The 16,319-nt window shown below is 57.6% G+C and carries 16 protein-coding genes; 5 read left to right on the plus strand and 11 right to left on the minus strand.

What is annotated here, in order from left to right; translation table 11 throughout:
* Positions 1-22: 22 nt before the first annotated feature.
* From holA to SLH49_RS20585, 4 genes are all read right to left on the minus strand, one after another.
* Positions 23-1,045, minus strand: a complete 1,023-nt coding sequence (holA, locus tag SLH49_RS20570; protein ID WP_320271019.1) for a DNA polymerase III subunit delta — start codon at positions 1,043-1,045, stop codon at positions 23-25.
* Positions 1,042-1,527: an LPS assembly lipoprotein LptE gene (gene lptE / locus SLH49_RS20575; RefSeq protein ID WP_320271020.1), complete on the minus strand. Its 486-nt coding sequence runs from the start codon at positions 1,525-1,527 to the stop codon at positions 1,042-1,044. The genes holA and lptE overlap by 4 nt, the downstream gene beginning before the upstream one ends.
* On the minus strand, positions 1,517-4,051 hold the full coding sequence (leuS, locus tag SLH49_RS20580) for a leucine--tRNA ligase (RefSeq protein ID WP_320271021.1): 2,535 nt from the start codon (positions 4,049-4,051) through the stop codon (positions 1,517-1,519). Before leuS ends, lptE begins: the two co-directional genes overlap by 11 nt.
* Positions 4,052-4,124: 73 nt before the next feature.
* Positions 4,125-4,523 (minus strand): DUF3576 domain-containing protein, encoded by a 399-nt coding sequence (locus tag SLH49_RS20585; protein WP_320271022.1) that lies wholly within the window; start codon positions 4,521-4,523, stop codon positions 4,125-4,127.
* 243 nt (positions 4,524-4,766) lie between these two features.
* Here SLH49_RS20585 and SLH49_RS20590 point away from each other — a divergent pair, with 243 nt between their 5' ends.
* The 3 genes from SLH49_RS20590 (at position 4,767) to SLH49_RS20600 (ending at position 7,082) form a co-directional block, all read left to right on the plus strand.
* A complete protein-coding gene (locus SLH49_RS20590) occupies positions 4,767-5,687 on the plus strand; it encodes a porin (protein WP_320271023.1) in 921 nt (306 codons plus the stop codon).
* A 97-nt stretch (positions 5,688-5,784) separates the two neighbouring features.
* The gene (locus SLH49_RS20595; RefSeq protein ID WP_320271024.1) at positions 5,785-6,438 is read left to right on the plus strand and encodes a YggS family pyridoxal phosphate-dependent enzyme; all 654 of its coding nucleotides are present in this window, start codon (positions 5,785-5,787) and stop codon (positions 6,436-6,438) included.
* Positions 6,435-7,082: an RluA family pseudouridine synthase gene (locus SLH49_RS20600; protein WP_320271025.1), complete on the plus strand. Its 648-nt coding sequence runs from the start codon at positions 6,435-6,437 to the stop codon at positions 7,080-7,082. Before SLH49_RS20595 ends, SLH49_RS20600 begins: the two co-directional genes overlap by 4 nt.
* On the opposite strand, the gene SLH49_RS20605 is transcribed toward SLH49_RS20600, so the two are convergent.
* The 3 genes from SLH49_RS20605 to SLH49_RS20615 form a co-directional block, all read right to left on the minus strand.
* Positions 7,079-7,675: an alpha/beta hydrolase gene (locus SLH49_RS20605; RefSeq protein ID WP_320271026.1), complete on the minus strand. Its 597-nt coding sequence runs from the start codon at positions 7,673-7,675 to the stop codon at positions 7,079-7,081. The two genes, SLH49_RS20600 and SLH49_RS20605, sit on opposite strands and share 4 nt — an antisense overlap.
* Before the next feature lie 5 nt (positions 7,676-7,680).
* On the minus strand, positions 7,681-8,607 hold the full coding sequence (locus tag SLH49_RS20610) for a VOC family protein (RefSeq protein ID WP_320271027.1): 927 nt from the start codon (positions 8,605-8,607) through the stop codon (positions 7,681-7,683).
* A gap of 99 nt (positions 8,608-8,706) precedes the next feature.
* Positions 8,707-10,146, minus strand: coding sequence for an aldehyde dehydrogenase family protein (locus SLH49_RS20615; protein ID WP_320271028.1), 1,440 nt, complete (start codon positions 10,144-10,146; stop codon positions 8,707-8,709).
* 126 nt (positions 10,147-10,272) lie between these two features.
* On the opposite strand from SLH49_RS20615, the gene SLH49_RS20620 reads away from it, so the two are divergent.
* Positions 10,273-10,926, plus strand: coding sequence for a peroxiredoxin (locus SLH49_RS20620; RefSeq protein ID WP_320271029.1), 654 nt, complete (start codon positions 10,273-10,275; stop codon positions 10,924-10,926).
* A gap of 46 nt (positions 10,927-10,972) precedes the next feature.
* Here SLH49_RS20620 and SLH49_RS20625 read toward each other — a convergent pair whose 3' ends face one another.
* Entirely contained in the window at positions 10,973-11,650 is a 678-nt protein-coding gene (locus tag SLH49_RS20625) for an outer membrane protein (RefSeq protein WP_320271030.1), read from the minus strand.
* Between the two features lie 109 nt (positions 11,651-11,759).
* Here SLH49_RS20625 and SLH49_RS20630 point away from each other — a divergent pair, with 109 nt between their 5' ends.
* On the plus strand, positions 11,760-11,993 hold the full coding sequence (locus tag SLH49_RS20630; RefSeq protein WP_320271031.1) for a hypothetical protein: 234 nt from the start codon (positions 11,760-11,762) through the stop codon (positions 11,991-11,993).
* 66 nt (positions 11,994-12,059) lie between these two features.
* On the opposite strand, the gene SLH49_RS20635 is transcribed toward SLH49_RS20630, so the two are convergent.
* From SLH49_RS20635 to pnp, 3 genes are all read right to left on the minus strand, one after another.
* Positions 12,060-12,653, minus strand: coding sequence for a hypothetical protein (locus tag SLH49_RS20635; protein WP_320271032.1), 594 nt, complete (start codon positions 12,651-12,653; stop codon positions 12,060-12,062).
* 270 nt (positions 12,654-12,923) lie between these two features.
* Positions 12,924-13,586, minus strand: coding sequence for a hypothetical protein (locus SLH49_RS20640; protein ID WP_320271033.1), 663 nt, complete (start codon positions 13,584-13,586; stop codon positions 12,924-12,926).
* A gap of 129 nt (positions 13,587-13,715) precedes the next feature.
* Positions 13,716-15,851 carry a polyribonucleotide nucleotidyltransferase gene (gene pnp / locus SLH49_RS20645; RefSeq protein WP_320271037.1) on the minus strand — a complete coding sequence of 712 codons (2,136 nt, stop codon included), beginning with the start codon at positions 15,849-15,851 and terminating at the stop codon, positions 13,716-13,718.
* Between the last annotated feature and the right edge of the window lie 468 nt (positions 15,852-16,319).

The raw sequence follows: 16,319 nt of genomic DNA on the forward strand, positions 1-16,319 counted from the left end.
GTTGGGACCCGGCCCATATTCTTTAGTGGCGGACCATCATCGCTAAGCGAATGAGAGTACGCTCCATCAACGCTGTTGGCGGTGCCCTTCCTGTTGAGCGCAACTGAAGGTCTGTGTCGGTCAGTGCTGTCAGAGCTCGCTCAAGGCGTACGCGGCCCCATAGGGCGGCCTGACGCTCAATCTTGTTGCGGCGCGATCCAAAGACTGGTGGGCGCAGTTTGGTGACACCGGCAGTAGCACCACCCGGATCACTTGCGACCCAGTGCAGACGGCGAAAGTGGCGCATCGCACCGATTGAAAGCGTCACCGGCGTGACACCTTGAGCATAGAGGTTGCGCAGAGAGGGCCCAATGTCGTCGGCACGCCCGGATGCCACCGCCTCAAGCACATCATCTACATCAACCTCAGCAGATTGTGGAGCGCTTGCTATTACATCCGATACTGTGAGCGGTGCTTGGTCACCAATTTTGTAAAGGCTAACCTTTTCGATCGTCTGCCTGAAATCTCCTGGTTCAAGGCTGCTGGCTAGGGCCAAGAGAGTATCCATTACGTCTCGTTCCGGCCGGACGATGCCTGCCGCCGCAAGGCTTTCTTCTATATCAGAAAGCCTTGGCGGATCATCATATACCCCGATGGCGACAGAATGCGGATGCCCTTCAAACACTTTGCGAATTGCCGACTTTGCCGTGAGCTGCCCTGCTGTGACGACAATCTGCGCGTCGCCCGTTTGCCAGTCGTCCAATGCAGCGGCCATGATTTTTGCAAGGCCGTCACCCGCATCTTCGACAAAAGCAACGCGATGTCCGGGAAAGAAGCCCTGAGCCTTCATCACGTCATCCAGCAGCGCGGGGTCTTTACGCAGATCAGCGCCTGCGATACGGGTCATGCGCATTTCTTCCTCACCTTGCGGACCGACGAGCGCAGCAATGACCGACTGCCTTTGCATGGCAACCCGCATTGGGTCCGCACCAAAAATAAGCAAACCCGCATGTCCCGGATCAGGTTCGCGCAAATATGCCTGCGCCGCCGCACCGGTCAGCTTCATGCCGCCAGCTCCGGCGAAAGGAGTAACAGACGCGTCACGATTAAATCAGCCAATGCAACGGATAGTCTGCGCGCCGCGTCATCTTCGGCAGCCTGCGTTGCACTTGTCGCACCCGTCGCTGAATAGCCGGTAAAGGTCTGAACCTGACCAGTCTCAATCTCGGCACCGGTCGCATAATCCGACAGAACCCAATCTGCCGTGCCGATAAGGTTAAAGCGCGTGATATCACCGTCTTCGGTGATGGCAGCGGTCCGGCGCGTGCTCCGTTGTATGACAGACAGAACATAACGTGGGGATGCCGCGACGCCGAGCCGCTCCTCCAGTCTGCCACGTAGTTCAAAACCGGCCACGCTATCGTCAGCCCGGTACGCTATGTTCTCGCGCAAAGCATTGCTTTCACCATAAATCGGCGCGAATCCACATCCGCTGATGGTCAGTAGGCCCAATAGGGCTGAGCGGCGAGAGATACCGTCAGATGACAATGTTAACAATCCGGCCCGGCACCACGATCAATTTTTTGGGTACAGACCCGCCCAAGGCGTTCTGAACGACTTCAAGTCCGAGCGCCATCTTCTCTACATCCGTCTTGTGTGCATCAGCGGCTACGTTGATCTCGGCCCTACGCTTTCCATTGATCTGGATCGGCATTGTAACAGTGTCTTCGACCAACATCGCCTCGTCCGCAACCGGCCATGGCGCTTGGGCGATCAGGCCGACACCGCTCATCATCGCCCAGATCTCTTCGGAGAGATGTGGCGTCATTGGCGACATCAATTGCGCCAGAACCCGCGCGGCCTGACGTTTCGCGCCGCCGCCAGCCTTAGATTTGGCGAGCACATTGGTGAAGGCATAGAGCTTTGCAATCGCGGCATTAAAGCCGAATGTCTCGATACCCATCGTCACATCATGGATCGCTTTATGCATGGCGCGCAGCAACTCATCGTCACCCTGCCCTGCACCGTCATCCATCGCCGCAATATCGGTGCAGATGCGATGGACGCGGCCCAGATGTTTATATGTTGCCTCAGCGCCCGACGCGGTCCATTCCACGTCCCGTTCGGGCGGGCTGTCGGACAGGACAAACCAGCGGGCGGTATCGGCCCCGTAACGCGCCAGAATATCATCCGGATCGACGACATTCTTCTTCGACTTCGACATCTTGGCTGACGGAATGATCTCCACCGCAGTCCCATCGGCAAGCGCGCCGTCTTTGACGTTTTCCGGCAAGTGATAAACCGGGCGCCCCTTATCGTCACGGGTCATGTAGATCTCATGCGTCACCATGCCTTGCGTGAATAGCGCATTGAACGGCTCTTCAGTCCCTTGCGGCAAATGGCCAGTCATCTTCATCGCCCGCGCAAAGAAACGACTGTAGAGCAGATGCAGGATCGCATGCTCGATACCGCCGATATACTGGTCCACATTCATCCAATAATCTGCGTCGTCGATATCCGTCGGCTCGGCTGCCCTTGGAGCGGTGAATCGCGCGAAATACCAGGACGAATCGACGAAGGTGTCCATTGTATCGGTCTCGCGCTTGGCAGGCTTGCCGCAAGCGGGGCAGGGACAATCACGCCATGTCGGATGCCGGTCAAGCGGGTTGCCCGGAATGTCAAAGCTGACATCGTAAGGCAGCTCAATCGGCAGGTTCTCTTTCTTCTCCGGCACAGCACCGCAATCGTCGCAATGGACAATCGGGATCGGGCAGCCCCAGTAACGTTGGCGGCTCAAGCCCCAGTCGCGCAGGCGGTATTTGACCTGGCCCTTACCCAGGCCCTTCGCCTCGAAATAGTCGATAGTGGCGTCGATACCTTCCTGACTTGTCACCTCACCAATACCCGCAAAATGGTCGATATATACGACCTTTTCGGTCTTGGCGGGGACCAAAGCCGTGTTCTCAACCTCGGCCTCTTCGCCCGGCATGTAGAACGCATTGCGCACAGGCAGATCGTATTTGCGCGCAAAATCCAAGTCACGCTGATCATGTGCCGGGCAGCCAAAGACAGCGCCCGTACCGTAATCCATCAGCACAAAGTTCCCCACCCAGACCGGCAGCTCTTGATCAGGATAGACAGGGTGTTTGACGCGAATACCGGTATCAATCCCCTTCTTTTCCGCCTTTTCCATTGCCGCTTCAGTTGTGTCCATCTTGCGGGTTTCAGCGATGAAATCGGCCAAAGAGGGGTTGGTTTCGGCGATTGCGCGTGACACCGGATGCTCCGCCGCGATCGCGATGAAACTCGCCCCGCGCATTGTGTCGGGCCGCGTTGAATAGCAGACAATCGGATCGGCACCGTCGGTGCGCGCGAACGGAATCTCGATACCGCGCGACTTCCCGATCCAATTTGCCTGCATCAGCTTGACCTTGGCCGGCCAGTTATCAAGGCCGTCAATCGCGTCCAGTAACTCTTCGGAGTAATCGCTGATCTTGAAGAACCATTGAACCAGTTCGCGCCGCTCAACCTCGGCCCCGGATCGCCAGCCCTTGCCGTCGATCACCTGTTCATTGGCAAGCACGGTCATATCGACCGGGTCCCAGTTGACGACCGCCTTCTTGCGATAGATCAGACCCTTCTCCAGAAAATCGATGAAGAGCGCCTGTTGCTGGCCGTAATATTCGGGGTCGCAGGTCGCAAATTCACGTGACCAATCGATAGACAGACCGATGGGTTTCATCTGCGCCTTCATGTCGGCGATGTTCTGGTAGGTCCAATCCTTGGGGTGCCCGCCGGAGGCCATTGCCGCATTCTCAGCCGGCATCCCAAACGCGTCCCATCCCATCGGGTGCAGCACGTTGTGGCCCGTCGCCAACTTGTAGCGCGCAATCACATCGCCCATCGTGTAGTTCCGCACATGGCCGATATGGATGCGGCCCGACGGATAAGGGAACATCTCAAGCACGTAATACTTTGGCTTGTCCGCGCTGCGCACGGCCTTGAACGTGTCGGCCTCGGCCCACGCGGCTTGCCATTTCGGCTCAATCGCGGCGGGTGTGTAAGTGGTCATGGATCAGGTCTCTCACATGCAAACGCCGGGCATCGGGCCCGGCGCTATTCATAATCGGGCTGGTTGCGTAAGGCTATAGGGCGCCGTCAGCAATGCGTAGCTGGCGCGCACGCGATAGAATCGCGTCTTCGACAGCACGTTGGGTCTCAATCGCAACGGGGCCATTGCGGGTCTGCAGGGCCAGGTTCAGTGACCGCGCGTCCATCGCCGGGTCACTCACCTGAACCGTCGCCCTGTAGGCGCGGCCACCACCAGGTGGTGTACCGAATCCAGTCGTGATCACGCCGGTGAACGGGTCTGCAGATTGCACAGGCAGGAAGCTGAGCACGTCCAGCGAAGCGGCCCAGAGATACCGATTTACGGCAACATTTTCGGCCCCGCGAGGGGTGGGTGGCGGTCCGCCGCCGCACGCCGCCAAAGACCCGATGAGGATCGCTGCAATTAGGGATCGCACTCGTTTCTTCAATGTCATGGCCCTGATGGATTAAGCGTTGAGGTTATCTATCAACTGGGCTTTTGGTCCACAAGCGGTTTCCCCTGATTGGAGCCCGATGCACGGCCCAAAACCACTGTGGCAAAGCTGCACCAGAATCCGTTTGCCGTACCCAGTCAGCGTCTCTGCGCCTTGCAATCGACGATCAACGGGCAGAAACCACTGTCAATCAATTCGGGATGGCTCGGGTTGAGTCAAATATAAACACGAGGGAATTAAACCATGAAAAAGGTTCTCCTAGCGACAACCGCACTGGTATTCGCAGCAAGCTACGCAGCTGCAGACGGCCACGCTGGCGTGACTGTTTCGGGTAGCGCGAATGCTGGTCTGAAGTTTTCGGACCAAGATGGCACCGCAGGCAACCCTGAGGGTTCTGAGCTGTTCTACGAGCTCGACTTCGGTATTGCAGGTTCGACCACCACAGATGGTGGTATCGAAGTTGGTGCATCGCTTGATTTCGACCTGGACGTCGGCAATCAGTCTGACTTCATCGATGACCCAGAAGTCTTTATCTCTGCTGGTGGCGTAACAGTAACCGTTGGTAACGTCGGCAGTGCCGATGGCGTTGTAATCGGCGGCCTGCAAGACCCAGGGTTTGATGGGATTGGAATTGACGACACTGCGACTGTGTTCTGGGATGATGGCACAGCAAACGTTCTTGTCGAAGGCGAGTTTGGCGCAGTAACCGTAGCGGCATCGGGCAACCTTGCCGAGAACGAGACAGAAGCAGATGATGACTATGCAGTAGGCGCAAGCTACGACGCAGGTGCATTCTCTGTTGGCGCAGCTTTCTACGAGCTGAATGAAGAAGAAGTGTTTGCTATCGGTGCAACTGTGTCTGCAGGCGGTGCTGATATCGACTTGTTCTTCCACCAGAACCAGGATGCAGTTGACCCCGGTGACGGCGACGAAGGCATCGCAGGCTACGGTGCATCTGTGACATACCCATTGGGTAACATTTCGTTGGTCGGTACAGTTGGTGCGACAGACGTTGAAGAAGACGAAGTCGATTTCGGTGTTGGCTTTGAATACGATCTCGGTGGCGGCGTTGCACTTGCCGGCGGCGTTGGTTCGATCGACGATCCGTTTGCAGACGACGACAGCTTCGCTGTTGCTGACTTCGGCATCACAATGGACTTCTAATTCACACTTGTGAATTTGAGTTGAAAGAGCGGGCGGTTTCGTCCGCTCTTTTCTTTTGCGCATCCGTGTTGCACATGAATGCAAAGAGGAGGCGTGCATGTCCCTATCCGAAATCACGGGCCGCATGGCCAAGGCTGCAGCGAACGCTGGTCGTTCCGTTGACGACCTGAAGCTTATCGCGGTTTCAAAGGTTCAGCCGAACGAAAGAGTCGCGGCGGTGCTGGATGAGGGGCACCGCACATTTGGTGAGAACAAGGTGCAAGAGGCTGCGGGCAAATGGCCTGCCTTTCGCGAGACCTATGGAGACATCAACCTGCACCTGATCGGGCCGTTACAGACCAACAAGGCGCGGCAGGCGATGCAGCTAGCCCAGGCTATTCACACACTTGACCGACCAAAGCTCGCCACGACGCTGGCGCGGTTGTCGGATGAGCTAGGCTCATGCCCCGACCTTTTCATTCAGGTCAATACCGGGGAAGAGCCGCAGAAATCAGGCGTCTTGCCAGCCGAGGCAGATGCCTTTGTTGCAGAGGTGCGCGCCCTTGACCTGCCGCTTGTGGGCCTGATGTGTATTCCGCCTGTGAACGAGGAACCCTCACTTCATTTCGCGCTTCTCGCCAAGATCGCCGAACGCAACGGGCTGGCAGGCCTCTCCATGGGAATGAGCGGGGATTTTGAGCGCGCAATCGCGCTTGGTGCGACGCATATCCGCGTGGGCTCTGCCATTTTCGGCGAACGGGATTACGGGTGAGCGACGACTACAATCCACCCAAGGATCCGCTTGCCATCCTGCATGACGATCATGAGGTGCTGTTGGTCGACAAGCCCGGCGGGCTTTTATCAGTGCCCGGCAAAGGCGAGGCGCTTTCCGACTGCCTTTTGGCGCGCGTACAGGATGTCTTTCCCACAGCGCTTCTGGTGCACAGGCTGGATCGCGACACGTCAGGTGTGATGATCTTTGCGCTAACACCGCACGCCCAGCGTCACTTGGGTTTGCAGTTTGAGAAGCGGCAGACAAAGAAAACGTATGTCGCACGGATTTACGGCTCGCTTTCGCCAAAGACGGGCACGGTTGATCTGCCGCTGATCGTGGACTGGCCGAACCGCCCCAAACAAATGGTCGACCATGAGAACGGCAAGGACGCGGTGACAGATTGGCGGGTCGTTCGGTCATCGGGGGCGGAGACGCGGGTGCGGCTGATGCCGCGCACGGGGCGGTCGCATCAGTTGCGGGTGCATATGCAGGCAATTGGTCATCCGATACTGGGTGATCCATTCTATGCGACGGGGGCGGCACGAAACCACCCCCGCCTGATGCTGCATTCGGAAACGCTACAGTTTCGCCATCCCGATGGCGGGCAAGGCATGCGCATCACTGCGAAATGCCCCTTCTAAGACCCGATGAAACCGGCCACCGCATCGATCTCTGATCGCGCGATCTCATGGCCACCGGGATGCCAATGAAGCGTTACGTCGGCGCCCTGCCCCTGCAGATACTCCGCAAAAGCAGTTGTCATCGGTGCAGGACAGATCGGATCACGCTCACCAGCGGTGATCAGCATGCGCCGCCCTGCCAGACCGGGCTGCGGTGCTGGCTTCCATGGAATCAGCGGATGCAACAGGACCATGTCATCGACCAGACCCGGATGCTCCAACGCGACGGCGGCGAGGATGTTGGCACCGTTGGAATAGCCTAGCGCCACGGTGCGCGGCGCGCCAACCGCTGCTTGCTCAGCTGCGATAAAGGCCGCCATTGCTTCGGTCCGCTCGGCTAGATCGACCATGTCATACACACCTTCACCCGTCCGCTTGAAGAACCGCAACGCGCCATGCTCTGACACGTCGCCACGCGGCGACGTGACATGGGCACTTGGCCGAAGCTGCTGGGCAAAACCGTGAAACTGATCCTCGGTCCCACCCGTGCCATGGAAGGTCAGGAACAGCGGTTGACCCGCCGTCCCCTTGGTTCGTTTTGCATGATAAGCCATGGCATTTAGCTCAGCGGCTCTAGCAGACCTTCCAGCCGGGCGCGCAGATGCTCGTGCTGGCTGGGCAGTTTGAGCGCTTCGCCCAGATTTGCGGTATCCTCATCACGGTCAAAGCCGGGCTCATTCGTGGCGACCTCAAACAGCACACCGCCTGGCGTGCGGAAGTAGATCGCATAGAAGTAGTCCCGGTCGATCACGGGCGTCACCTGATACCCGGTGTCGAGCAGTGCCTCGCGCACTTCAAGCTGGCGCGCGCGGTTCTCGACCGCAAAAGCGATGTGATGCACCGATCCGGCACCTTGCGCGGCGTAAGGCGCATCTGGCATCGCCTCAAGGTCGATCACGTTCGCCGTGTCTGCACCGGGCACGATGTAGCGGCTAACATCCCCTTGTGTGTCAAGATGCTCATAGCCCATGAAACGGAGCAATTCTGAACTTGCCGTCGTATCGCGCAGCCGCATATCGGCAGAATGAAAACCTCGGATGGCCATCGCCTCGCTCACACCATTTCCTGTCCATGGCGTGCGATCATCATCGCTTTCGACCAGCGCGAACAGATCGCCATCGGGGCCTTCGAACAGCACCCGTTTCTGGCCGAAACGTTCGTCGGTTGACACGCCTTTGACCTCAAAAGTCTTAAAGCGATCCAGCCAGGCCTGCGACGACCCTGTGGGAATGCTGAACGATGTGCGCCCTACCTCGCCCACACCAGGACGACCAGGTGCGGCGTTGGGGAACGGAAAATAGGTCATCACGGTTCCCGGCGTACCGGTCGCATCACCATAATAGAGATGATAGACATCAGGTGCGTCGAAGTTCACCGTCTTCTTGACCCTGCGCAGGCCAAGCACGTTTGTGAAGAAGGCGTTGTTTTCGCGCGCGCTGCTGGCGAGCGAGGTGACGTGGTGCAGTCCTTTTACTTGCTTGAGCATTGTATCTCTCCTCATCATCATTTGAGGAAGAGATATCATTTTCTTCAGCGCACTTAAGTGACGCGCGCGCACGGATTTGGTGCGTGCGCGCACATGAGGTTATTCAGCGGCCCAACCAGAGATGGCCTTCGCCTCAAGGAATTCCTCAATACCCCAAACGCCACCTTCGCGCGCGCGGCCGGACATCTTGACCCCACCAAATGGTGAGCCCTGGGCGCGGGGCTGGCCGTTCATCTCGACCATGCCGGAGCGCAAGGCGCGCGCCATGCGGTTGCGCTTTTCCCCGTCCTCGCTTTGGACGTAGTTGGTCAGGCCGTAGGGCGTGTCATTGGCGATTTCGACCGCTTCCTCTTCGGTCTCGAAGGGGATGATCGAGAGGACCGGGCCAAATATCTCTTCCCGCGCGATACGCATGTCATTGTTGACGTCGGCAAAGACCGTCGGACGCACGAAGAAGCCGCGGTTCACGCCTTCGGGTAAGCCCGGACCGCCTGCGACAAGGCGGGCACCTTCATCGATGCCAACCTGGATCATGTCCTGGATCTTTTCCCACTGCGACCGGTTCACGACGGGGCCAATATGGCGACCCGGTTCGGATGCCGGTCCGACGCCCATATTGCTTGCGACTTCTGCCGCCGTCTCAACCGCTTGATCATAGATCGGACGCTCGACCAGCATGCGCGTTGGCGCGTTGCAGGACTGGCCGGAATTGTTCATGCAGTGAAGGACACCGCGTTTGACCGCCTTCTCATCCGCGTCGGCGAAGACAACATTGGCACCCTTGCCACCCAATTCGAGCGTCACGCGTTTGAGCGTCTCTGCCGCGGCTGTAGAGATCGCCTTGCCCGCACGCGTTGAGCCGGTAAAGCTGATCATCGCCACATCTTCATGCCGCGAAAGCTGACTGCCGACGCCAACACCGTCACCGTTGACGAGGTTGAACACGCCTGCTGGAACGCCCGCATCATGCACAAACTCGGCAAACATAAGCGACGATAGCGGCGCCTCTTCCGAGGGCTTGAGCACCATCGTGCAGCCTGCGAGCAAGGCCGGAATGACCTTGAGCGTCACTTGGTTCATCGGCCAGTTCCATGGGGTTATCAGGCCGACCACGCCGATGGGCTCCATCGCGATGCGGTCATTGGGGGCGTGTGGGCCGAGTTCGCGAATCCACTCCACCTCGTCGAACGCCTCCAGAAACCCTTCCAGATGCCAAGGCAGACAAGGGGCCTGGCTGCTGCGGGCCATGTCGATGGGGGCACCCATTTCGAGGCTGATCGCTTCCGCCATTTCCTCCACCCGGGCCTCATATTGCGTTAGGATCGCCTTCACATATTGCGCGCGCTTCGCTGGTGGCGTCGCTGCCCATGCGGGGAAGGCTGCACTTGCGGCGGCGACAGCGGCATCGGTATCCGCCTGATCGCCAAGGGAAATCATAGCGCAGGGCTCTTCTGTTGAAGGGTCAGTCACCTGATAATCACGCGCCTGAACAGGTGGCACCCACCGTCCGTTGATATAGAAATTGCGGTTCTCGATCATCGCTTCGCTCCCCGTTGATCCGACGCAATCTTTGGCACCGGTCCGGGGGGATGGCAAGCCAGGCATGGCACTTGGCACGCGGGGGAATTATAGTAGACGCTGCACGGTAACCAAGGAGCATGACAGATGAGTCTGCGCATCAATGATACGATCCCCGATTTGACGGTCGAAACCGATCAGGGCACCTTTTCCTTGCACGACTGGATCGGCGATAGCTGGGCGATCCTGTTTTCGCACCCCAAGGACTTTACGCCCGTTTGCACGACGGAGTTTGGCGCTGTCGCCCAATTGGCCTCCGAATGGGAAAAGCGCGGCACCAAGGTGATCGGTGTCAGTGTCGACGGCGTGGAAGACCACAAGAAATGGAAGGGTGACATTGAAAAGGTAGGCGGCGCAGCTGCTGGTTTCCCGATTATCGCGGACGACAAGCTGGAAGTGTCGAAAGCGTTCGACATGCTCCCCGCCGAGGCCTACCTGCCCGATGGGCGCACCCCGGCTGACAGTGCCACGGTGCGGTCTGTCTTTATCATCGGGCCTGACAAGCAGCTGAAGCTGTCGATGACCTACCCGATGACTGTGGGCAGGAACTTTGCCGAGGTGCTGCGCGCACTTGACGGGCTGCAGACGTCGACCGGTAAAGGCGTGGCGACGCCAGCCAACTGGAACGTGGGTGACGATGTCATCATCCCCGCGACGGTGAGTGATGCTGATGCGAAAGAAAAGTTCGGCGACTTCACAACTGTCTTGCCCTATCTGCGGACAACACAGCTAAAAGACTAAGATGGCACGGACCCGGTGCTTTGGCCGGGTCCGCATCGCCCATTCTTCAAAATGCGAATGAAAGTCCGACATTGAGGCTGACGGTATCAATGTCATCTGAGACCACGCCAGTCAGCGTACCGGTTGGCGAAAGGCGATCAACCTCAACATCAAAGTCACGGATGAACCGGACATCCCCGAAGAGTCTCGTTGTATCCGACAGCGCATAGGCGCTGCCCAGGATCAATTGGGCACTTGTGCTGTCGCTTTCGTCAGACAACGCCACCCCTGGGCCGTAGGAGACATTGATATCTGACCGCGCCGCGCCGAGACCGGCACCAACATAAGGTTTGAAATCCGTTCCAGTCTCAAAGTCAGCAATCAGGTTGGCAAATAGCCGCGTCGTCTGAATGCTGCCATCAACGTTGATTTCTGCCGCGGGGCCATTGCCGGAAAAGGCAACCTCATCGGCATCTGCTTCAGAGTAGGAGAGTTCAACCTCCGCCCGCAGGCTGGCTGCACCAAGATTTGCGAGCGTGCGTCCAAGCGCGATACCGGCCCCAAAGCCAGTGTCGGATTCAACGTCAACGGATTGAGTATTGCCGCCGATACGTCCGTCAAATTCGGTGTCTTGCAGATTGGCAATGCCGCCAAAAACCGAGCCATAGAAATCCTGGGCATGCGAGATTGAAGCGCTGCAGAAGACAAGGCCGAACGCTGCGACAAACGCCATATTTCGTTTCATGGGAATGATCCTTAGTGATGTGTTCAAGGTGACCAAGCGCCGAGACCGGCGCCACGTTTGGTGACCTATGACCGCAAACGAAGTGCTCTGTCATTTCACATGATCTCAAATGGAATACCTCGAATGTGAGGCGCGTTGTTCGAATAAATTCAGGCACCTGACCGCAAATTGGCAGAGAATGGCGCCAATCAGAGGTTTCGTTCGGAATTGTGTTGAGAACCGAGTCGCATCGCATGTCATCATCAATGAAACAAAGCGCCTGATCTGGTCACGGAAGGTTCAGGAAGTCAACCCGGTGACCTTTGCTGTACCGGCATGGCGCGTGGCGCTCGGCCGCAATTGATCAACGACGCAGTGCAGGGCAGCTGGAGAAACCAGCCACCCTTTCGGAAAATGGGTTAGGCGGCAGCTAGAACTGGTAGCTGACCGTCACGCCAACGATTGGGTAGACTGGGACGTCTTCCAAATCGTCATTCAATTCGTCGATGTCGGCCTGCACGACCGGGTCATCTTCATCAGACGACACCTCGAGCGAAGAGATGATGACGCCAAGGTCGCCGGACACAGACCAGCCATCAGCGAAAGATGTGCTAAAGCCCGTCGCGATCATCGGAGCGACGGAATTCGTGAACTCGACCGTGCCTTCGTATTCCAGCCCGTCATCATCCACTAGGCCGGTGATTTCGGTGTTTGAGACGAACAATCCGCCAGAAATGCGCCAGGCATTCCCGAGCGGGTAATAGTCGCCAAGCAGGGCAAAGCCGCCAAATTCGGCCTCACCATCAACCGTTGCGTCGTCAACCTCAAACTCGTCGTCAATGGTGAGTCCGCCCATGATCAGGCCACGCACGCGGACCTGCGGATTGACCGTGTATTCGCCTTCCAAAGACAGGCCAAAGTTCGTCGCACCTAGGCCGACAGCAAAGTCACCGGCGTTTTGGGAAAACGCGGTTGTTGCATATGTCGCTAAGGCTGTTGTTATAATAAGGGATTTCAAAAGCATAAACCGTTCCTCTGTTAGACATCCGTGCAGCAATTTCTGCGCAGAATATTGGTAGCGTCGGTTGGTCGATGGACCAACGACTCGGGTCAAATAATTGGTTGATTGTATCAACTTTTCTAGAATCCTACCAACTGACCGGATTAAAGCTGTTTTTGTAGTCAAAGTGCCACAAATGGCGATGGTTATGGCCGTGTCGATGCCTAAGTCAAACACAGGCACGCCATAGCAACACCACGCGGTTTGCAGGAGCAGCATATGGCGTGCGGTGGCCTAGAACCGGAATGAGACGGCTACGCTCGCATAGGGATAGACGGCGATGTCGCTGGCATCTTCCACGATTTCCTGTAATTCGGGATCGCTGTCCAACTCGTCTTGAAGCGCCGGATCATCCGCAGTGTATGTCACGTCGATACCGCCCGTGAAGATTACCCCTGCCTCGGTGTTCAGCGACCAGCCTCTGCCCAGCCCAAGGTCATAGCCCGTGGTCAGCATCGGGTTGATATCGCCCGAAAATTGTGCAGAGACATCCGCTTCAACGCGCCCCGCACCTTCAACCTCGGCCGTACCGCTGCCGGAGAGCTCGGTGTTTGACAACAACAAACCGCCCGATACACGCCAGCCCGATTGCAGGGGATAGAAGTCGCCCATCAGGGCAACGCCACCCAATGTCACGTTACCGCTGAAATCGCCATCCTCGTCGGTTTCTTCGAAATCAGCGTCGATGCCGCCCATCAGGATGCCGCGCACCTGATAGTTTGGATTGATCCGGTAAGCAGTTTCGATGTTGGCGCCCAAGGTCGATACCCCAAAGGCGACCACGACCTCTTGCGTTGATGCAGGGTCCAGCACTGAAGACACTGTTGAGGAGCCTTCCTGTGCCGCGGCATGACTGGCGATCAGGGCAAGAAGTGCAGTTACGACAAATCGCAGCATACGGCGTTCCAACTCAAACAGTTGTTTAGGGCATACGCTTTGTTCCTTGCGAAAGGCTTAACTCCAGTCAGAAACAACAAAGGCCCGGCTGTCTCCAGCCGAGCCTTCGCAAAGCAAACGTTTCGAGGCTTAACCTTCTGCCGCTTCTTCCTTTTTGATCTCTTCGCCAGTGTTCTGGTCGACCATCTTCATGGCCAAACGCACCTTCCCGCGATCATCGAAGCCCAGCAGTTTGACCCAGACTTCCTGACCTTCTTTCAGAACGTCGGATGGGTGATTCAAACGGCGATTCTCGATCTGGCTGACGTGCACAAGACCGTCGCGCTTGCCGAAGAAGTTCACGAACGCACCAAAGTCTACCAGTTTCACCACGGTCCCTTTGTAGATCACGCCCTCTTCCGGCTCGGCTACGATCGAATGGATCATGTCATAGGCCTTCTTGATCGCCTCGGCATCGTTCGATGCCAGCTTGATCACACCGTCATCGTTGATGTCGACCTTGGCGCCTGACGTTTCCACAATCTCGCGGATGACCTTACCGCCAGAGCCGATCACTTCGCGGATCTTGTCGGTTGGGATGGTCATCGTTTCGATTTTAGGCGCATGGACGCTGAATTCATTCGCATCGGTCAGCGCCTTGGACATCTCGCCCAAGATATGCATCCGCCCGGCTTTCGCCTGCTCGAGTGCCTTTTTCATGATCTCAGGTGTGATACCGGCGATCTTGATGTCCATCTGCAGCGAGGTGATGCCGTTTTCGGTTCCGGCAACCTTGAAGTCCATATCGCCCAAGTGGTCTTCGTCACCCAGGATATCAGACAGCACGGCGTAAGAGCCATCTTCTTCCATCACCAGGCCCATGGCCACGCCAGCGACCGGTGCCTTCAGCGGCACGCCTGCATCCATCATCGACAGCGACCCGCCACAGACGGACGCCATTGAGGATGAGCCGTTGGACTCAGTGATCTCCGATACGACCCGCACGGTGTAGGGAAAGTCAGTTGGTGCGGGCAGGACGGCCTGCAATGCGCGCCATGCGAGCTTGCCGTGACCGATCTCACGCCGGCCGGGCGAGCCCACGCGGCCCACTTCGCCGACCGAATAGGGCGGGAAGTTGTAGTGCAGCATGAAGTTGGATTTGTAGACGCCGGTCAGCGCATCGATCATCTGCTCATCATCGCCTGTGCCGAGCGTGGTGACCACCAGACCTTGCGTCTCGCCGCGCGTAAACAGGGCAGAGCCATGGGTACGCGGCAGGACACCGGTTTCCGACACGATCGGGCGAATTTCATCCAAGGCGCGGCCATCGATCCGGCGGCTGTTCTTGACGACATCGCCGCGCAGCACGTTGGATTCCAGCTTTTTCATCGCCGGGCCAAGGTTTTCGTCTTCCTGCTGTTCTTCCGTCAGCGCGGCGACGATCTCTGCCTTGGCGTCAGATACGGCGGTCGTGCGTTCTTGCTTGTCGGTGATCGCGTAGGCGGCACGCATCTTGTCTTCGCCTGCCGCTTTCACAGCATCGTAGAGGTCAGCGTAGTCGGGTGGGGTGAACTCAAACGGCTCTTTCGCGGCTTCCTCGGCCAGATCGATGATCAAGTCGATCACAGGCTGGATCTGCTCGTGCGCGAAGGTCACCGCACCCAGCATCTCGTCCTCGGACAATTCATAGGCCTCGGATTCGACCATCATCACGGCGTCTTTTGTGCCCGCGACGACGAGGTCCAGACGCTGTTCTGGGTTCATGCGCAGATTGTGCATGTCGTCGATTTCCGGGTTGAGGACATAGTCTCCATCCACAAAACCCACACGGGCTGCTGCAATCGGGCCCATGAAAGGCGCTCCGGAAATCGTAAGCGCGGCAGATGCCGCAATCATCGCAACCATGTCGGGATCATTGACCAGATCGTGGCTCAGCACCGTGCACATCACCAGCACTTCGTTTTTGAAGCCGGGGACAAAGAGCGGACGAATGGGACGGTCGATCAAACGGGCTGTTAGCGTTTCCTTTTCGGTCGGACGCGCCTCGCGCTTGAAAAAGCCGCCTGGGACTTTCCCGGCGGCATAGTATTTTTCCTGGTAGTGGACGGTCAGGGGGAAGAAATCCTGCCCTGGTTTCTGTGACTTAGCAAAAGTCACGTTGGCCATGACGGAGGTCTCGCCCACGGTGGCGATGACGGTGCCGTCAGCCTGTCGGGCAACCTTGCCCGTTTCCAGTGTGAGCGTCTCCTGCCCCCACTGCATCGATTTTTTCACTTCGTTGAACATCATGTTTTCCTAACAGGGCCTCGGGCCCATTTGCGTAGGGGGCGTATTCCCCCTCATCCCGGTATCTTCTTTGTCGGGCGCTGGGATGCGGGCGCCGGTCTTCCAAGATTTCGGGGCCATAACGCAGTTTTGGGGGTTTGGGAAGGGGAAGGACGCAACGCCCCGAACGTGTCGCATGGGATGAGGTGCAGAATGACGCGTTAGCACAAGCAAATAAGGTGTTTTCCGCCGTACAGAAGGCGTATGGAAGCCGTACAGAACCTGTACGTACATCGATGCCGATTTTGGCGGTTAATGGCGCGTACGGCGGTCGTTTGTTGAGAAAGTGTTAATGGCTGGTTTGAGGCTACGTTGACCAATACAATTGGAGCGAAGGGTTGTAGCTTTGCGCAGGAAGCGGACTTCGCAAAGTCGCACCTGACGTCGGCTTAGAGCCCAAAGTGCATAATGCTGTAACTGTTACAAGAG

The sequence above is a fragment of the Cognatiyoonia sp. IB215446 genome, assembly GCF_033963825.1.
In the GTDB taxonomy this organism is placed as follows: domain Bacteria; phylum Pseudomonadota; class Alphaproteobacteria; order Rhodobacterales; family Rhodobacteraceae; genus Yoonia.

Excerpts from the sequence above, each read along its gene's own strand:
- SLH49_RS20590 (WP_320271023.1), top strand. The coding sequence starts at position 4,767 with ATGAAAAAGGTTCTCCTAGCGACAACCGCACTGGTATTCGCAGCAAGC.
- leuS (WP_320271021.1), bottom strand. The coding sequence starts at position 4,051 with ATGACCACTTACACACCCGCCGCGATTGAGCCGAAATGGCAAGCCGCG.
- SLH49_RS20630 (WP_320271031.1), top strand. The coding sequence starts at position 11,760 with ATGGAATACCTCGAATGTGAGGCGCGTTGTTCGAATAAATTCAGGCAC.
- SLH49_RS20620 (WP_320271029.1), top strand. The coding sequence starts at position 10,273 with ATGAGTCTGCGCATCAATGATACGATCCCCGATTTGACGGTCGAAACC.
- SLH49_RS20635 (WP_320271032.1), bottom strand. The coding sequence starts at position 12,653 with ATGCTTTTGAAATCCCTTATTATAACAACAGCCTTAGCGACATATGCA.
- pnp (WP_320271037.1), bottom strand. The coding sequence starts at position 15,851 with ATGTTCAACGAAGTGAAAAAATCGATGCAGTGGGGGCAGGAGACGCTC.
- SLH49_RS20605 (WP_320271026.1), bottom strand. The coding sequence starts at position 7,675 with ATGGCTTATCATGCAAAACGAACCAAGGGGACGGCGGGTCAACCGCTG.
- SLH49_RS20625 (WP_320271030.1), bottom strand. The coding sequence starts at position 11,650 with ATGAAACGAAATATGGCGTTTGTCGCAGCGTTCGGCCTTGTCTTCTGC.
- SLH49_RS20610 (WP_320271027.1), bottom strand. The coding sequence starts at position 8,607 with ATGCTCAAGCAAGTAAAAGGACTGCACCACGTCACCTCGCTCGCCAGC.
- holA (WP_320271019.1), bottom strand. The coding sequence starts at position 1,045 with ATGAAGCTGACCGGTGCGGCGGCGCAGGCATATTTGCGCGAACCTGAT.
- SLH49_RS20585 (WP_320271022.1), bottom strand. The coding sequence starts at position 4,523 with ATGACATTGAAGAAACGAGTGCGATCCCTAATTGCAGCGATCCTCATC.
- SLH49_RS20595 (WP_320271024.1), top strand. The coding sequence starts at position 5,785 with ATGTCCCTATCCGAAATCACGGGCCGCATGGCCAAGGCTGCAGCGAAC.
- SLH49_RS20640 (WP_320271033.1), bottom strand. The coding sequence starts at position 13,586 with ATGCTGCGATTTGTCGTAACTGCACTTCTTGCCCTGATCGCCAGTCAT.
- SLH49_RS20615 (WP_320271028.1), bottom strand. The coding sequence starts at position 10,146 with ATGATCGAGAACCGCAATTTCTATATCAACGGACGGTGGGTGCCACCT.